This is a genomic window from Huintestinicola sp., assembly GCF_050874005.1.
GTDB lineage: Bacteria > Bacillota > Clostridia > Oscillospirales > Ruminococcaceae > Huintestinicola.
Genome location: NZ_JBNMJV010000020.1, coordinates 13032 through 31442 on the forward strand (window position 1 = coordinate 13032; position 18411 = coordinate 31442).

Consider the following 18411-nt stretch of genomic DNA (forward strand, 5'->3'; position numbering starts at 1 on the left):
TATAAACATATACGGTTCACATAGCCTTTTTGTCACACTTTTCAAAAACTTTTTTTGCCTTTTTTAAAGCCCTGCTGCAAAGGGTTGTTGCGTTTGTGAGTGAGATGCCCATGATCTCAGCTATTTTTTCGGAGCTCATATCCAGATAATATCTGTAATAAAGCACCTGCCTGTCTCTTACGGGCAGCTCGGACAATATCTCACTCAGCAGCAATCGGTCAGCCGAATTGCATTCAAATTCGTATGCTTCCTCATCACCGATAGACACCTCTTTATGATCTTTATTCTTTCTGAAATGATCAACAGCAACATTTTTCGCTATTTTCAAAGCAAATGTCAGCTTGCCGGAGATATTTTCATCGTATCTATCCATACTTCTGAAGAATTTAAAAAAGGTAACGCTTGTCAGATCTTCGGCAGTATGATGACTCATTGTCGCATAATAGAAGTAATTGTATATCCTTCTGTAATTTTCGGAATAGAATTCCTCAAATTCTTTCTCGGTCAACATTTTAATGCCCCCTGTTGAACTTGAATTTTCAGCAGCATTTTTTGATCAGCTGCAAATGGTTTTTCCCTCCCGAATATTCATATTTTATATCGTCCATACTCTTTTTTACCATTAAGATCCCAAGCCCGCCGATCTTTCTTTCCTCTGCGGAAAGCGTAGTATCGGCATCTTCCTTTTCCAATGGATTGTACGGTACACCGCTGTCAGCAAATGATATTGAAACTACTCCTGCCGCTTCATCAAAGCCCAGTTCAATATCGGCTTCCCCTGTTTTGCCGACATACGCATACGAAGCAATATTAACGTATATTTCTTCGGAAGCCGTAAGTATCTGAAACTTTGCCTTTAACGGACAATTTATGCTGTCAAGAAATTCTTCTATAGCTTCCATAACAACTGTCCAATTTTCTTTTGTTGCCGCAACTGTCATACTTACTCCCCCTTGATGCTGTTGATCTTAATTGCAAGCATAGTAATATCGTCAAACTGATCTGCTTCCCCAACAAATTCGGCTATTTTCTCATTCACATTGCATATCAGCTTTTGCGGTTCGGCATCAGGCTCCCTGTTAAGTGCTTCTGTCATTCTGTCTGTTCCGAAAAGCTCATTGCTGCTGTCAGCCGCCTCTGCCACTCCGTCAGTATAAACGAATAAAGTATCTCCTGCGTTCAGCTGAAGCTCATATTGGCGGTACTTAATATTTTCCATTCCCGCAAGAACAAAGCCGTGCTTGTCCCTGTAAAGCTCAAATTTGCCGTCCGCCCTGCGTATTGCGGGATATTCGTGTCCGGCATTGGCGGCAGTAAGCTTTCCTGTAGATATTTCATAGATCCCAAGCCATACGGTAACAAACATCTGAGCATCGTTATTCTCACAAAGTTGACCGTTTACCTCCGTCAGAATATCCTTCGGGGCTTTTTTCATAAGCGCCTGATTTTTGAGAAGCGTTTTGGAGATGACCATAAACAGTGCAGCGGGAACTCCTTTTCCCGATACGTCAGCAATTACCAAAGCAAGATGATCCTCATCGATAAGAAAGAAATCATAAAAATCTCCCCCGACCTCCTTTGCAGGATCCATAGAAGCAAAAATGTCAAATTCGGTACGTTCGGGAAATGCGGGAAATATTCTCGGCAGCATATCCGCCTGTATCTGCTTGGCAACATTCAGTTCCGCACTGATACGTTCGTTTTCGGCTGTAATATCAGTGATATTTTTTATGTAGCTTTCAATATTTACAGCCATTTCTCCAAAAGCTTTTGCAAGCTCACCGGCTTCGCCGTGAACATTTTCGTATTTACTGCACTCTTCAACTATCCATTTTGTGTTGAGTCCGTTGTCATCTTCGGCTTTTGAATATTCGCCCGCAATATATGAAAGCTTTTCAAGCGGTATAGTGATATGCTTTTCCGCATAAAACAGAAAACATACAATAACCACGCTGAACACAAGCAGGTCTGTTGAAATATAAATATATACTCTGTTCCACAGGGCAAGCAAGTCACTTACATATCCAGATATTTCGTTAAATGCAAACAATCCTATAATTGCCGCCGACAATATCGCAAGGAACAGGAAAATAAGTATGAACCGTTCATTCAGTGAAAAATTCTCGCTGACCTTTTTCAGTCTCAGCTTTGTATAAAGAAGTATCAGCGGAATACCTAAGACCACACAGAACACAAAGTTGTTCAGCAGCAGCATAAGCGTTGTCATTGAAAATATTTTGCCTATTCCCGTAATAAGCATAACAGCTCCGAGAAGAAAGGAAGTGACCGCCGAATTTGCCGCCGATATAAGCATATACCGCATAATATTTATCGAAGAATTCAGACGCATTTCACACCCAAAGCTTTTCCAGACTGCAAAGGGCAGCATACCGTAGACCATCTGAACTGCAAATCCCAATATGCACATAAGCGGAGTGTATCCCGAAAGCAGATCAGCAGCAAGATTTCCCAGCGCACAGCCCAATGCTCCCCAAAAGCCAAATATCAAGCCAAATGTAGGATTCAAAGCGGCAGCAGGGCGCACCTCTGTGACCGATACGACCTGAAAAAGCTTTCTGAACGGCATAGTTACCGCAAAAAATACCGCCGCTGTCAATACAACAACCGCTATTCTTTTTATATTTGACTTTTTATCCGTTATCATTTCCATCACCTTTATATTGATATGGCTATCATTCCGAATATTCCTATGGCAGAGAATATCCCCAGTGCAGTATTATCAGCCGGTGAAAGATGAAATACAAGAACGGCTGCCATTATCAGCGTCATATTCAGAGTATATATAACCGGGAATATCCTTTTCAGCTTTTCATCTCTGAGTATAAGATACCTTTTGCATTTTGGATCACATACAATATTTACATCATCGGAAGAAAGCATTATGAGCAAAGGCATACCCAGTCCGACAGAAAACCCGAAATTATTGAAAAAGACATATCTGTATATATCTTCTATCCATGTATCAAAGAAATAATAAAGACCGAAGCTCAGAAACCAGCTTACGCTTAATGCCGCCGAAAAGCAGATAAGCACATACTTCAGAATATTGACATTCCTATGTAAATTGGGCTGCTCATCGGAGTAAATATACCATAGCCTGTACGGAAGATATGCCGCAGCAAAATTTCCGAAAAAGCCTAAAACTGAGGTTTGATTAAATGTGCCGAACATATCAGCAATAAGATTTCCCGCTCCGCAGGCTAAAGCACCCAAAGGACCGCATACCAGCCCTGCTATTGGCGGTATTGCATTTACAGGTCTTACCTCGGTAAAGCCCTCCACAAGCACCATGACCTTAAATGGTATTCCAAGGGCAAGAAAAGCTGCAAGCACAATAAAAAACTGCTTTGGTTTACTTAGCCTCAAGCTTTTCTCCTCCTTTGCGTGAAAGAAAATCCGTCCCCGAAATAATTGCACCGACCATAATTACAGCAGCACCGAATACGGCAGCAGCTGTAAAATGCTCCTCAAACGCAGTAGGTATAAGGACAGCCAGAACCAGTGTAACGATCGGCTCTGTCGATGCGATTATTGTAACGTTTATGGGATCCGAATACTTTTGCGAATACATAAGCGCAACGTAAGCATACGCCTTTCCGAAAAATGCAAGGATAAATACGGAGGAAAGCATTTCGTTTGTGTATTCAAGCGAAGCAAAGGTCGTCGGTTCTTCAATAAACCACATAACAAATCCCATTATCGCTGTTACCCACATTTGCAGCACGCTTAACAGCAGTGGATCCTCTTCTTTGGTTATCCTGTCCGCAGCTATCGTATATACAGAAGTCACTGCGGCGGAAAGCAGCATAAACAATGCACCGAGACCAAATATGTTTTCTGCTTTGAACCCGCTTGTGATAACTATTCCCGTCATTATAACAACAGCACCCAGCAAATTGTTTTTTGTGGGTATTTTTCTCATTATTATCATAACAACAGGAACAATAAGTATTGAGGAAGATGCAAGAACACTTGCCGCAGACGAAGTAAGCCTGTCTATTCCCATTTTATCGAAAATCAGATTTAAAAGCAGCAGTCCCGACAGAATTACAGATTTTCCAAGCGTGAGGAACTTGACCGTTTTGACTTTTTTGAAGAAAACAATGGTCAGCAAAGCAGCTGCAATTCCGCAGGTCATCGTCAGATATGCGTATGTTGACAGGTCTGACGGCAGACTTTTTATAAAAACATAGGAAGCTGCCCAGCATAGAGTAATTGAAAATAACAGGATATTGTTTTCGGTTCTGCTCATAAATTTCCTCCGCAGTCAATTTCCGCTGTAAAATGTATAAGACCGATCCTGTCTTTCCACAAGAATAGAATTCTGATTGAGAACAGCAAGGACTTCGTCCATTATTGAAATAATATCTGCTTCTTCTGCATCGGTGAAGGTATAGATCAGCGATATTTCCTCTGTCAGAGTACCCGTTTCATCTACCCAGCCGCCGTTTGCCTCTGTCACGGTATATCCGTCAACATACTTGGTGCATATTTCGTTTACTGTCTTTTTTGCTTCCCCGACAGGTATCAGCTGAGTATATGTATCCTTATCATTAAGACCTATATACAGCACATATTTGCCGTTCTGAGAATAGTTATAGTCCAGAACGGAACCTTTATCGTAAATGCCCTGCTGATGTTCTCCGAATGAAAGATAAAATATTATTCCCGACACAGCGATCGCTTCAAGTATCATTACGATAACAACAGCAATTCTGAAAGCCGAGCTTTCCTTTTTTTGATCCATTACTTATCCTCTATATTCAGAATATCCACAAAGCCTGTGACCTCAAATACTTCCATAACAGTCTCGTTGGCTCCACGAATTATCATTTCGCCTTGTTTATTCATGACCTTCTGTGCAGAAAGCAATACACGAAGTCCGGCAGATGAAATATATTCAAGCTCGCTTATTTCAAATATGAGCTTTTCAATATTATCAACAGATTTGCGAAGATCGCCTTCAAGAACAGGAGCTGTTGTCGTGTCAAGTCTGCCAATCAGCTTTACTGTAAGCTCCGTTCCATTAACAGTGTTTTTTATATCCAACATTACTATCGATCCTTTCAATTAAACAATGGCGTAGCTGCCTTTTCCTTTTTCCTTGACCTTATAAAGGGCGGCATCTGCACTTTTATATAGACTGGCATAATCATTGATACCCGAATCAGTCATTGCAGCACCTATACTGACTGACAGCTTTTTATCGGGATATTCCTTTGCAAAATCAGCTTTGACCTTGTTTTCAAACGCTTCCAACGATTCGGAAAGCTTGTCGTAAGTCATTTCTTCGTATATGAATACTGCAAACTCGTCGCCGCCGATCCTTCCGACAAAAGCCGACAATGAAAAAGTGTCATTAAGCATATCCGCAATTTTTTTTAGTACGCTGTCGCCTGCAGGGTGTCCCAATGTATCGTTTACAAGCTTGAAATTGTCCATATCCATAATGCACAGAACGCTTTTATTTTGCCGGAGCTTCAAAGAGCGTTCAACTGTTTTTTCAAAGCCGCTGCGGTTCAGCACACCTGTCAGACCATCGATTTGTGAATTTCTTTTAAGCTTGGCGATCTCTGAAATTGCCCCCACATTTTTATTGACCTGAGCTGTTTTATCAACAATAAAGCCGAAATCTTCATCATCGGTCTTGAACAGATGAATGATTATATACCTTTCATCGATATCAATTATTCCTATCTTATGAATACATTCGCTGTTATCGTGTGTTGTTTCAGCAGACTCAGCCTCAAAAAATGAAATAAGCTTGTCTGCATTCTGCAAATAATAAGTTAATTTTTCCTGATCAAAACCAAGAATTTCAAACAGCTTATCCGAAACATATTTATTTTCTTTACTGCAATAAAAAACTGCGATCCTGCTGTCTATTGCAGCTATCATATGTTCCATCAAGCCTTTTTTTATACAAAACAGATCTTCCATATCCAACCCCTCAGCTATAAATTTATAATGTCAGATGATATTTGCATATATCTGTTCCCTGCCGCACAGCAGAATAAATAGGGTGATAATGTTAATAATACTATAAGTATGCGAGATAATTCATTTCGCAAAATATAGCCTTTTGCGAAAGATGATATAATGTAGTTACTTTCATTGAAGATTATTTATATAGTACCACATTTTTTTGAAAATGTCAATAAATAATTTCAATATTAATAATAATTAATATTTTAATAGTTGTTATTTAACAATTATTTTTGAGGAGTAATATTATGACAGGACACTATAATATCTATCACAGAAAAGATGGAAGATATGAAGGACGTATATCAAAAGGGAAAAGCAAGAGCGGCAAAAGGAGATTTCAGTATGTTTTTGGGCGTTCCAAGGAAGATGTTCAAGAGAAAATTTCCTGTATTCTTGAAAAAGAAATTTCAACAGGACATTGCTTAAAAACAATATCTGAAATTTTTGATGAATGGTATCAAGCTATCAAGCATAGGGTCAAAGAATCTACGGCAGCCAATTATGCCATGAAGGCTCAGAAACACATTCTGCCGGTTTTCGGGACAGCAGTATTTGATGATATTACATCTTCGGATATATACGTATTTATTGAGCAGAAACAAGAAAAAGGGCTGTCAAACCGATATGTATCGGATATTATTACTCTTATGAAATCAATATTTAAGTATGCTTCAGGCAAATATCACATTTCAGATCCGATGAACGGGATAACGATGCATAAAAAGAAATATGCGGAAATAAGACTTCTCGATCAGAGCGAACAGAAAAAATTACCGGAATATATATCGCATGATCCAAATCACACCACGCTCGGTATTGCACTGGCTATGTCAACAGGAATACGGATTGGAGAGCTTGCTGCGTTACAGTGGGAAGATGTGGATTTGGAAAAACGTATTCTGACCGTCAGAAAAACAATTCAAAGGATCCAATGTTCAGATGAAAATAAAAAAACCAAAATAATTATAACCGAACCCAAAAGTGAATCTTCAAGAAGAAGCATTCCGATTCCCGAATGTGTGATGGATTTTCTGAAAAGACTTAAGGGTAATGATCGGGAATTTATTTTGTCAGGCAGCGAAAAGCCCATTGAACCGAGAACGATGCAGTATCGGTTTTCAAAGGTTTTAAAAAACGTAAAATTACCGTCAGTTCATTTTCATTCGCTTCGTCATAATTTTGCATCGAATTGCGTAAAATTGGGGTTTGATATCAAGGCACTGTCTGAAATTTTAGGTCATAACAGCGTAGAAATTACCCTTAACCGCTATGTTCATTCTGATTTTCAGCAGAAATTTGAGTATATGAACAGAGTGAAAATTGATATCTGATATCTTGAATAGTGTGGAAATGCTGTCATTTTTCGCAAAAGGCTATATTTTGCGAAATAATGTGGACACTTACACTTTTTAAATGCTTACAGAGCTTTGATACTCATAAATAAAAAAGCGGTCATAATCACGACCGCTTTTCACATTATATATCTATGAACCGTCTATCAGCTCATTAACGGCTGATATTATCTCTCTTATGCTCTTCTTCACCTGTTTCGGGAGGAGCTGAATACCCCTGCTCCTCGATCCTGTCCATCCAGTCATCGGCAAAAGTAAGAATATCGTTTATCTGCTTCATAGTTTCGGGCTTTCCGTCTGAAATATCATACTGCTCATATACACCCATACCGCTGTTCTCAAAGCTTTTGGGAATGACCTTTTTGTTCTCGTAATCAACCTTGAAGTCAATACGGGGATCGTACATAAGGTCGCCATTTTGAACATAGGTCTGAGCTATGGTGAGAATATCGCTGTTCATTTCAACGTGCAGGGGCATAAAACAATCTGCTTCATACTTGACATAAGACTTCTCCCCTGTCAACACTTCGGGGAATGTATCAACAAGGCGTTCAAACATATCTTTTTGTGCCGAATCGTCCGTAAGCTCAAACTGAGTGAGCTTTATGTGAACATCTTCAAGCTCCGCTTCCGCAGCAGCAAGCTCCTGTTCCTTTTCAAAGGGCTTTTCTACGTCAATTTTCATCTGCTCAAGCTCGTTTTTCTTTATTTCCACCTTTGCTGAAAGGTCATCAATGGATTTCTGAATATTGTTTATAACGTTGTCAAGCCTGATTATATTGCCTGCGGTTGTTTCAATATTTATATCACAATAATGAGCCTTTTCGCCTTTAAGACAAGCCTGCGGCATTTTACGGAAATCGTTGTACATCACCGACAGCTGCAAGCCACGATACTCTCCAAGCTGAATTTCCTTGCCTGACATCATCATTCCGAGATTTTTGCAGACAGCTTCTTTGAATGCTTCGCCTGCTTCCTTTCGTGTAGGATAAACCTTATCGCCCATTTTCAGAGGATATGATACCTTGCCCTCCTCATCAATAGCCTTCGGAGCAGAATTTGCAGTCTGCAAATCGGCCGTGTAATGCTTGATTACAAGCTCACTGTGCATAATTTCATTGGGATATTTCACACGGATATTGTCCTGAAGCTCATAGAGGTTTTCATTGTAACGAGCCTTTTCGGATTTCAGATCCTTTATCTGTGCCTGCAGCTCCATTTCTTTCTTGATCAAAGGGTTGCCTGCGCAGAGTGCCTTTACCTCCGCATAGTCAAGAGCCTGCTCGTCAATATCCGCACAAGTTCTTTCGGGAGTTTTTGAGGTCATAATCTGTGAGATAAACCTCTGCTTGTTCTCCAAAATCTGATAGAGGTAGGCATCGAAGCTCTTGTCGGTAACGTAACGGAATATATCAACTTCGGGATTTTCATTTCCCTGACGTTCGATACGACCGTTTCTTTGCTCCATATCTGACGGACGCAACGGTGCATCAAGGTGGTGGAGAGCTATCATTTTCTGCTGAGAATTCATTCCTGCGCCGCACTTTGCCGTTGAGCCAAGAAGCACACGGACCTCGCCGGAGTTCATCTGATTGAAAAGAGCCTGCTTTTTTTCTGCCGTATCATAATCGTGGATAAAAGCAATTTCCTGTTCGGGTACGCCCAGCTTAATCAGCTTATCTCTAATGTCATCATAAACATTAAAGGGCTTTTCGGGCATTGCTTCTATTGGTGACATTCCCAGACTGTCAAGCAAATCATAGGAATTATCTTCAATAAGCTGTCCGTTTGTGTACACCGCCGCTCTTGATTCGATAGATGTTCCGTCCTCGCTCGGAATACGGAATACTGCAATATCTCCCTCCTGCAGCTTATCCTCCGCATCGGGAGAATGCTTATCCACATAGGACTTTATATCTGCAAATGACGAAATTCTTTTGGATCTGTCCTCATCTCCGCTGCCCAAACCTACCTTTTTGCGGATAAGGTCAAAACCGCTGTCCTTTGACTTGTCGGGACGATATATTTCAAATCTGTCCTGACGTGCATCGGATTTCGGAGTGGACATATCACAGAAAATAACCTGAGTGCTTCTGTTGGGCGCTGTCTTTGTATAAATATCAAAAACATTATTTACGCACATATTCACCTTTGAGTTTGGATTATCGGGACAGCCGGGCTGCATAAGCCGCTGATCCAGACCTATCTTTCGTCCGTCATTGGTTACGCAAAGCATATTATCCTCTTTTGGATCAACGTTTCCGTCACGGATCTTCGCTGCTCTTTTAGCAAGTGACTTTATGAGCCTTCTCTGAATTTTTGAGGGCTGTGCAACAACTTCGTGAACGTGTGAAACAGGCTTTTCAAGGTCCAGAGTATCAGCTGTTCTGACGTCTGCCGCTTCCTTGAACATTCCCATAAGCTCCGGGAGATTGGTAAACTTCGCAAATCTTGTTTTCAGCTGATACTTTCCGTCACTCTCCGGTTTTAATTCGTAATCGGTCTTGACCTCGCCAAAATCAGCTGCCCATTCATCAAAATGATTGATGTCACATTCTTTCAGAAGTTCTGTCTGCAAGTAACGCATCATCGTGTAAAGCTCGGTCATACTATTGCTGACGGGCGTTCCACTGGCAAAGACCAAACCCTTGCCTCCCGTTATTTCATCGAGATACTTTGTTTTCATAAGCAGCTCAGCCGCCTTGCCCGAACCTGTTGTGCCTATGCCTGCAACATTAGACATTTTTGTTGCTGTACCCAGATTCTTGTATAGATGGCACTCGTCCACAAAAATTTTGTCAAAGCCCATTTCTTCAAAGTCGATATAATCGTCCTTTGCTACCTTTTCGGAACTGTCCTTTACCTTCTTTTCATAACGGGCTATTGTCTTTTCAATCTCCTTAACGGAAAAGCTCTTGCTTCCGTCCTTGTCTTTCGCTTCTTCAAGCTGTTCACGGAGATTGCCTATTTCAGCCTGCATATATTTTTCCATACGGTCTTTTGACAGTCCCATACGGTCAAACTGAGAATGTCCGACAATTACCGCATCCCACTCGCCCGTTGCAATTTTTGCAAACAATTCCTTGCGGTTTTTAGGCTCAAAATCCTTTTTTGTGGCAACAAGGATATTGGCAGCAGGATATAACTTTTTGAAGTCCCTGCCCATTTGCTCCGTAAGGGAATTGGGTACGGCAAACAGGGATTTATGATGCAGTCCCAGACGTTTGCCCTCCATTGCTATGGTTATCATTTCATAGCTTTTCCCTGCTCCCACACAATGAGCAAGCATCGTATTTCCGCCGTATAACGCTCTTGCAACAGCATTTTTCTGATGATCTTTAAGGGTTATATCGCTGTTCATACCGACAAAATTAAGATGTGAGCCGTCATATTCTCTGTGCCTGATACTGTTGAATACCTCGTTGTATTTGTCCACAAGAACGGTTCTGCGGTCGGGATCTTTGAATATCCAGTCCTGCCATTCATTTTCGATTTTTCGTACCATTGACTGAACAGCCTTGGTTTCTTCGTGATTTGTCACCTTGACAATGTTGTCCCTTGAATCACGGACAGGATTGCCGTTTTCGTCCAGCTTCGGGTCTTTGACAGTCAGATCTTCGTGATTGAGAATGCCCTCAAGAATCGCATACGCATCTTTACGCTTTGTACCGTAATCGTGCATTGCGGCATAGCTTGTTTTATCGTTTTTGCCTGCACCCTCTATCTTCCACTTGCCGGAAGCCTTGCTGTACTGTGCAGTGACATCGCTTCTCCAGCTCGGCTTGAACTTTTCATTTATGAATTTCGTAACAAATTCGGGAGCTACCCAATGTGAGCCGAGCTTGACGGAAATGTCCTTCGCTTCAACTCGCTTAGGCATTGCAGCTTCAAGAGCTTCTCTGTGCCTGCTTACGTCCATTCCGTCCGGAGCATTATTAAGGTCACGGAGCTTCTGTCGGATATTGCCCGTGAGGTATTCATCGGCAGTCACATACTTTTCTTCTTCCTGTGGAAGTCGGAATATCTGGCCTTCAAGCTCATTTATAAGGGTATTTTTATCCCTTCCGCAAAGCTCGGTCATATAATCAAAATCGACTTTTGCTCTTTCGGCAACGGATAAAATGAGTGCTTCCTGTGCAGTTTCAACGTGTTCAACTATGTTATTGGGCTTAACGGTATCGTGATAGAAAATATCGGCTTTGGTGTATTCTCCGCTGTCCTTGTCCCTTGCTTCAAGTGCTGTAAGGAAGCTGTATCCGTCATCGCCCTTGAACAGACGGGCATTTTTCTTTTCGTCAAAATGTCCATACTTTGCAGTAAAACTATCGTATAACTGATTGAGCTTTTCACGCTTATCGGCAATATCTCCGTCAAGAGAATGGTCTGCATTATCAAGCTGCATATCAAGAAGTTCACGGACAGTATCACGAATTTCAACCATTGCCAAAGCTCTTTTCAGACCATCGCCCGAAAGCTTGACCTTGCTCATAGTTTCATCATCGCCACGATAATAAATGCTGTTATCTACCGCATAATAGCTGTAAGTCCTCGAATTAGCAGGAGCAGGGATAACTTCCTCTGCTTCCTTTTTCTTTTCCGCTTTCCTTGTCTGAGGTGTATATGTGCCGTGAATATTCTTTACAGCTTCGGAAAGCTGCTGTTTAAGGTCTGCACCGGGAATGGGAAGAACCTGTGTATTTTCTGTGGGACCGTATTTCTGATTTGCTTCGGCAATAGTTCCAAGCACCATTTCGGGGTGATTTACAAAATAGCTGTTTACGGAAAAGCCCTCGTCTGTTGTACCCTTTGCGATCCACTCAACTTCATCGGGTTTAATCTCGATAGGTCTTTCACGCTTTTGGAAAAACAGAATATCGGAGGTGACTTCTGTGCCTGCATTTTTCTTAAACGCATCATTGGGCAAACGGATCGCACCTAAAAGCTCTGCTCTCTGTGCAATATATGTCCTCATTTCGGGATTTTCCTTATCCATTGTTCCCTTTGAGGTTATGACAGCCAACACACCGCCGGGGCGAACCTTGTCAATGGATTTTGCCACAAAATAGTCGTGAATGTAGAATTTATGCTTGTTGTAGTCCTTGTCATCAACCTTGTAATCTCCGAAAGGAACATTTCCCACAACCAAATCAAAGCTGTCATTTCCGAACTTTGTTTTTTCAAAGCCCTTTATCTGAATGTCCGCATCGGGATAGAGCTGTTTTGCAATTCTTCCCGTAAGGCTGTCAAGCTCAACGCCGTGAAGCTCACTTGTCCTCATAGCTTCGGGCATTACTCCGAAAAAGTTTCCGATACCCATTGCAGGCTCTAATATCTTTCCGCTTTCAAAGCCTATGTTTGCAAGCCCCTCATATATCGCATTTATGATTATAGGAGAGGTGAAATGTGCGTTCATAGTAGAACGTCTTGCAGCCATATACTCCTCATCGGAAAGCAGTTCTTTCAGCTCTGCATATTCATTGCTCCATTCCTTATTGTCGGAATCGAAAGCCTGTGGAATAGCTCCCCAGCCTGTGTAGCCCGAAAGTACAGCCTGTTCGCTCGGTGTTGCTGTTCTCTGCTCCGCTTCGATAGCGTTCAGAGTGCGGATAGCTTCAACATTGGCGGCAAATCTCGCCTTTGGTGTTTTTACACCCAGATTATCATCGGTAATAACGTAATTTCTCGCATTGGAAGTATGATGTTCCACCGGAACATTTACGGTTTCAACCTCTGCTTCCGCTTCAAAATGTTCCACCGGAACATCGGGAGCAGCTTCTCTTTCGGCTTCCTCAACAACAGTAAAATCGCTTGCAAGGAAATCCGATATGCTCATTCGGGAGGTATTGCCCAGAAGATTTTCCGTTTCGGTAAATGTAATGATACTGCCGCTTATATCGGAAATAGAAAGCAGTTCATCATTGATGTCAATCAAATCACCGATTTTCGGAACATACTCCGACTTTTGGGATTCAGTCAAAGGTGCTTCTTCCTCCTGCACCTTATTGGGATTGCCGAGGAAAATACCATTCTCCGCAAGTTTGTATCTGTCAATATTCTGTGTAGCAAGATAGGTTACACCGCCTGTCTGCTCCAAATATGAAATACCAACATCATCGGGATAAATGCCTTTTTCCGATTCTACTGTGTATTCCCGTCCGTTATATAAAAATACATCTCCGACCTCGACCTCATTGCCCGACTTCTTTCTTCCCGTATCAGATGCAGGGGCAGACTGTTCTTCCTTTTCCTCTGCTCTGCCGTGTACCTTTTCAAAGTCCATAGGCTCGCATCTGTCAATGTCATAGCCTGCATCTTCCAGAATAATGGTGAATGCTTGTCGGAGAGAAATGCTTACATCATCGTAAACGCCGCTGTCCTTAACATTGAAATCGCTGTCATAAATGGTGTAATCATAGCTGTCATCGTCACGCTCGAACATTTCCGCATAGCCCACATTAGGAATCATAAATGCAAGCCTGTCCTCGGTTGCATCAAACTCAAACAGCCTGCCCTCAAGGACGGTTGTTTTGCCGTTCAAATCGGTTATTGAAATGCTCTTTGTAGAATCACTCCTTGAATCCTCAAAAAATTCCTGCACCTCTGCAAGCATACCCTGTCTTGTGGTGAATGTGTCACCCTCGTCCGCATCGGGCAGAACATCATCTTCATATGTAAATTCCTTGTATCTGCCTATGAGATACGAAGAATTCAGATTGCTGAAAGAAATGGTGTTCTTTATGTGCAGGAAATCATCGGGCTGATCCTTTCTGCGGTCATATTCCTCGGTAAGAGTAATTTCCGACAGCTTGGAAATGTCAATATTCTGCTTTTCCAAATCAAAAAACAGATCGGTAACCTCCGTCATTCCGTATGAATCAACGAAAAATGCGGAGCTGCTGTTTTTGTCCTCAAGGACGATAATATCACTTACGGAAAGGCTGTGTCCTCGGAAATCTTCGGGACGGTCAACATTGAATTTTCTGAAAATATCATCAAGAATAACTGCCCTGTTCTGACTTCTGCTTATGTCAGTAAGATAACCGCCGTAAACAGATTCATAGCTGTTCTTGTCAAAAGGAACATTATACCGCTTCAAAGCTTTCCAGTCGGTAAATCTTGAATTGTGATATTCTTCGCCCTTTTTTATCTGATAAATGGTGTACTTGGGAGCATTGGCTTTCTCGGCTCTTTCATCGGCAGAAATATATCTGTCATTTTCCATTGCCTTTATGACTGCCTGTGCAACCTGTTCCCACGAATATTCTGTCAGGTCGGGAAGGGTAATACCGTTAGGAGAAGCTGCATAACCGCCTAAACCGAAGCCCTGTCTTTCATTTTCAACAAGGTCTTTTATAAAAAATGCAAGGTCATTTACGGTAGGGAGATAGCTTTCATAGTATTCCTCTATCTTGAGTTTTCCGGGGTGATGTTCTGTTAATCTGCCTGCAAGGTTTTCAATTTCCTTGCTGTTTTTTTCGGGAATGCCCGAAAGCTCCTTGAAATGCTCAACCTCATCAAGCAGACTTTCAGCCTGTTCACGGAGTTCATCGCTTACGTCCTCGGAGTCCCTTATATTTTCAATGTAGGTTATAACAGAGGAATAGTTTCCGTCATAAAGGGCATTGAGAGTGTTCTCATATTCATTCAATCCCTTTTTGTAATCTGCCCACTCGTCATAGCTCTTTTCAAGGGACAGATAATAGGGCATACCTACCTCTTTGGGGACTGCATTGAAGGTTTCGTTCATATCCCAGATTGCGGAAGCGATAGTGTCGGCAGAAGCAAAAGTTTCAGCGTCCGACTTGCTTGCGGTATATACTCCGCTTTCATCTTCAAAAACCTCCGAAGCCTTGTCCCCTGCCCTGTGAGCAGGAACAGGCTCGTTGTTGCAGAAAATCTCAATACCTCTCTCCCACATTAAAACCGCATTGTCAATGTCCTCGATAACTGATATTCCTGTGGGTACAACGGGAGTTTCAATTTCCGCATTTTCAAAGGCAATATCAAGGTCAACGCTTTCGATTTTGTTGATGCAGAGGTCAATTACCTTCATATCCGAAAGATGATTATTGAAAAACTCTTTCATTCTGTCATCGGAAGATGCAGCCTTTATCGCCTTGTATATTCTTTCAAGAGATGTCATTTCATCAAGAAGAACAATATCTCCCAGTCCTGCGGCCTCCATTTGCTCGGCAATGTCGGTGATATAAAAATCGTTGATGTAAATATCAAGCCTGTCTGTCATAGCGGAAGCATCGTCAAATGTATCGGAATGAATATCCCCGTAATTGGTTTCATCTCTTAACGCATACTTTTCTCCAACCTTTACTACCGTGAAATCCATAGAAAAAATAAAATCGGAGAATGCCTTGTTTTCATCATAGTCAAGGCTATTGAAAAGATTTACGGGAACATAGCCTGTTTCACGAACATTGATTATAAAGCCTGCGGCCTTTGCATTAAGCAGATCGTTTCTGACTTCCTCAATTCTTACGGCAGTATCGGAATTATCATCGCTTTCCCAAGCTCTTTCAATGTCATTGTTGTTTTTGCTGTAATAGAAAACCAGCTTATCATCGGGAGTCTGTACCTCGATGCAGTCTATCTCTCGCATATCCGCATCAATGGCAAGGTCGGGAATAGCAAGACGAAATCTCTTTGCTTCAAATTCAGCAAGTGCATCTGTACCGATTGAATAAAAATCATCAAAGTTAAGCTCGGATAATGCCAGCTCGTTCATTTCCGCAAGGCTGTCATAGCTTTCGGTCTTTATGTTTTCATTATCAATCGTATATCTGATTTTGAGATTTACAAGGTCAATTTCCATCTGCAAACCGTACTCGCCGTACTCACCCAGAACGGAATAGCCTGCGGAGATATGTTCAAGGTCATCAAAGCTGACATTTTCGCTTAAAAACTCCGATTCAAGGTAACTGCGGATATACTCCTTTGCCTGTTCAAGCTGCATTTCTTCCTGCTTGCTTTCAAGCATTTCATCGGGAGTTTTTATGGTATATTCTTCATATTCCAAAGATGTGGTATATTTGTAATCCAGCACCTCGTCAAGATGCTTTTCGATAAAATCGGCTTCATCGGATAATGCACTCTCGGTTTCGATGTCCATATCACCCAGCATCAAGTATTCAACCGATACGCTGACTTCTTCCTCCTGATGCACTGCAATATAGTCCTGATACTGTTCAAGAGCGTGAATATCATATCTGTCAAGATGTTCGGGGACTACAAATCTTACATCGCTGTCAATAGTTACTACGGAGAAAGTAATAGCATTATTATCAAGGTCAAGTGTATCGTAAATCTCGTCCTTTTCCTGTGCTGCAAGCTCTTTTTCCTTTTCAAGATGTGAACGGACTGTATTGGCAAAAAGATTTAATAAGCCGGGGTGAGTGGTAAGATAACAACCGTCGGGGCGTTCTCTAATTTCGGGAGCAACATTGGAAAGATAAACATTAGCCCATTCTTTGTTTTCTCTCGATATACGTCCGTCCCAGTCCTTGCTTCTGATATTCAAAGCAGTTACAAGTGCGATACGGTCGGCAGAAAATTTTTCAAGAAGGTCATTCAAGGCACTTTCCGAATCTATCCTGTTGTTATTGTAGTGCTTGCTGAGAACAGCATCTATCATATCAGCACAAGCAGAATTGGCTTTTCTGCTCTCTCTGTAAATTTCAATTTCTCCCTGCTCCCTTGCTTCGGCAGGTGCCTTTGTATATACGGGAACATTACTGAAAACAGTTTCTTCCTGCTTTGGCTCTGAATGTTCCACCGGAACATCGGGTGCGGGGGGTTCTTTCTGCTCGGTTTCAATATGTTCCACCGGAACATTTTCCTTTTCTCTGCATTCCATAGAAAGCAGAATCCTGTCTGCCCTGTCAGCAAGTATCATAGAAACATCATCATAGCTGTTGGCAGACTCGTTCTTGTTCCATTCCTGATACACTTCATTAAGCAGATTTTCGCTTGACAAAAGTGCCTTCATCTGTGCATCGGAAAGGTCAAGCTCCTCATTTTCCACATAAGTGCGGATATTATCCTTTGTGTTTATCTCATAAGCAGCGGCAATGATTACTTCGGGCTTTTCATTTTTCAGATTTGAGATGAAAAAGTTGTACTCTGCCGCAATTCTTTCGGATAACTGAACAGACAGCGGAGCATCGGAAATTTCCAGATGTTCCAGTGGAACATTTTCGGAAATGGTTTCTTCCTCAGATACTATTTCCTCAAAATTCGAAAGGTCAATACCGTTATTAGACGCATATTCTTCCGCTTCGGGCTGGCTCTCAAAGGTAGGCACACCGCCGTTTTCATCAACATAAACATTTCTTTCCTCCGCCGATGCTTTTTCGACCTTGGAAATATAGTAGGGTTGTGCGGTTTCCGCTGTCATATCCACACGATATGCGGAAGGGTGAAAAAACTCATTGCTCTGATCGTGGAACATTTCACGGACCATATCCATACTGCGGAAGCCAACTATTTCGCCTGTGCTGTTATTGCGTATATTTACAAAGCCGTTAGTATCAGCCATTCTTTCATAGCCTGCACGGTAAAGATCGTTTATGATGTCGGCATTGCGGATATTTTCAATCATACGGTTGACCATTTCCGCATTTTTTCTTCCGCTTACTGTAATAGTTGCGGAATCGGCAAGTATTCTGCCCGAAAATCTTATGCTTGTATCACCCGACAGAAGATTTGCGACCTGTAATGCCGTTGCAGGGTCGGTGTTAATAAAATTCCTGTCCCTTATCTGTGAATACTCGATATTGCCGATGATACGCTGCTGATAATTCTGCTTATTCTGTGCAGGGCGCTTGTATTCGGCGGCAATGGCATTGGCTCTCTGTGCATCATTCTTGCTGACAGCAATGGTGTTGCGATAACCGCCGTATGTAGCCGAAAACATAATGCCCTCGGCACGAAGCCTTTCCATAACCTTGTGTATGGTGTTTGCGTTAAGGTCGATATAGGTGCAGTTTCCCTTGATGCTGTTGTAGTAGTCCTTGTTTACATATTCGGTCATAGTCCA

The 18411-nt window shown here is 41.8% G+C and carries 10 protein-coding genes; 1 reads left to right on the forward strand and 9 read right to left on the reverse strand.

Annotation, left to right across the window (positions count from 1 at the left end):
* Positions 1 to 16: 16 nt before the first annotated feature.
* From ACR0QN_RS08125 to ACR0QN_RS08160, 8 genes are read right to left on the reverse strand one after another with little or no spacing between them, the layout of a single operon-like run.
* On the reverse strand, positions 17 to 511 hold the full coding sequence (locus ACR0QN_RS08125) for an RNA polymerase sigma factor (RefSeq protein ID WP_432650704.1): 495 nt from the start codon (positions 509 to 511) through the stop codon (positions 17 to 19).
* A 28-nt stretch (positions 512 to 539) separates the two neighbouring features.
* On the reverse strand, positions 540 to 941 hold the full coding sequence (locus tag ACR0QN_RS08130) for an ATP-binding protein (RefSeq protein ID WP_432650705.1): 402 nt from the start codon (positions 939 to 941) through the stop codon (positions 540 to 542).
* Positions 942 to 943: 2 nt separating this feature from the next.
* Positions 944 to 2665, reverse strand: coding sequence for a SpoIIE family protein phosphatase (locus ACR0QN_RS08135; protein WP_432650706.1), 1722 nt, complete (start codon positions 2663 to 2665; stop codon positions 944 to 946).
* An 11-nt stretch (positions 2666 to 2676) separates the two neighbouring features.
* Complete coding sequence (locus ACR0QN_RS08140; protein WP_432650707.1) at positions 2677 to 3387, reverse strand: hypothetical protein; 711 nt, start codon at positions 3385 to 3387, stop codon at positions 2677 to 2679.
* Complete coding sequence (locus tag ACR0QN_RS08145; protein WP_432650708.1) at positions 3374 to 4273, reverse strand: DMT family transporter; 900 nt, start codon at positions 4271 to 4273, stop codon at positions 3374 to 3376. Before ACR0QN_RS08145 ends, ACR0QN_RS08140 begins: the two co-directional genes overlap by 14 nt.
* A gap of 15 nt (positions 4274 to 4288) precedes the next feature.
* Positions 4289 to 4768, reverse strand: coding sequence for a DUF3574 domain-containing protein (locus ACR0QN_RS08150; protein ID WP_432650709.1), 480 nt, complete (start codon positions 4766 to 4768; stop codon positions 4289 to 4291).
* Positions 4768 to 5073 (reverse strand): STAS domain-containing protein, encoded by a 306-nt coding sequence (locus ACR0QN_RS08155; protein ID WP_432650710.1) that lies wholly within the window; start codon positions 5071 to 5073, stop codon positions 4768 to 4770. Before ACR0QN_RS08155 ends, ACR0QN_RS08150 begins: the two co-directional genes overlap by 1 nt.
* Positions 5074 to 5091: 18 nt before the next feature.
* Positions 5092 to 5919 carry a GGDEF domain-containing protein gene (locus tag ACR0QN_RS08160; protein ID WP_432650711.1) on the reverse strand — a complete coding sequence of 276 codons (828 nt, stop codon included), beginning with the start codon at positions 5917 to 5919 and terminating at the stop codon, positions 5092 to 5094.
* Positions 5920 to 6254: 335 nt separating this feature from the next.
* Between ACR0QN_RS08160 and ACR0QN_RS08165 the strand changes: the two genes are divergently transcribed.
* Complete coding sequence (locus ACR0QN_RS08165; protein ID WP_432650712.1) at positions 6255 to 7340, forward strand: site-specific integrase; 1086 nt, start codon at positions 6255 to 6257, stop codon at positions 7338 to 7340.
* A 175-nt stretch (positions 7341 to 7515) separates the two neighbouring features.
* Here ACR0QN_RS08165 and ACR0QN_RS08170 read toward each other — a convergent pair whose 3' ends face one another.
* Positions 7516 to 18405, reverse strand: coding sequence for a DUF3849 domain-containing protein (locus ACR0QN_RS08170; protein WP_432650713.1), 10890 nt, complete (start codon positions 18403 to 18405; stop codon positions 7516 to 7518).
* Between the last annotated feature and the right edge of the window lie 6 nt (positions 18406 to 18411).

Excerpts from the sequence above, each read along its gene's own strand:
- ACR0QN_RS08165 (WP_432650712.1), top strand. The coding sequence starts at position 6,255 with ATGACAGGACACTATAATATCTATCACAGAAAAGATGGAAGATATGAA.
- ACR0QN_RS08170 (WP_432650713.1), bottom strand. The coding sequence starts at position 18,405 with ATGACCGAATATGTAAACAAGGACTACTACAACAGCATCAAGGGAAAC.
- ACR0QN_RS08125 (WP_432650704.1), bottom strand. The coding sequence starts at position 511 with ATGTTGACCGAGAAAGAATTTGAGGAATTCTATTCCGAAAATTACAGA.
- ACR0QN_RS08160 (WP_432650711.1), bottom strand. The coding sequence starts at position 5,919 with ATGATAGCTGCAATAGACAGCAGGATCGCAGTTTTTTATTGCAGTAAA.
- ACR0QN_RS08130 (WP_432650705.1), bottom strand. The coding sequence starts at position 941 with ATGACAGTTGCGGCAACAAAAGAAAATTGGACAGTTGTTATGGAAGCT.
- ACR0QN_RS08155 (WP_432650710.1), bottom strand. The coding sequence starts at position 5,073 with ATGTTGGATATAAAAAACACTGTTAATGGAACGGAGCTTACAGTAAAG.
- ACR0QN_RS08150 (WP_432650709.1), bottom strand. The coding sequence starts at position 4,768 with ATGGATCAAAAAAAGGAAAGCTCGGCTTTCAGAATTGCTGTTGTTATC.
- ACR0QN_RS08145 (WP_432650708.1), bottom strand. The coding sequence starts at position 4,273 with ATGAGCAGAACCGAAAACAATATCCTGTTATTTTCAATTACTCTATGC.
- ACR0QN_RS08135 (WP_432650706.1), bottom strand. The coding sequence starts at position 2,665 with ATGATAACGGATAAAAAGTCAAATATAAAAAGAATAGCGGTTGTTGTA.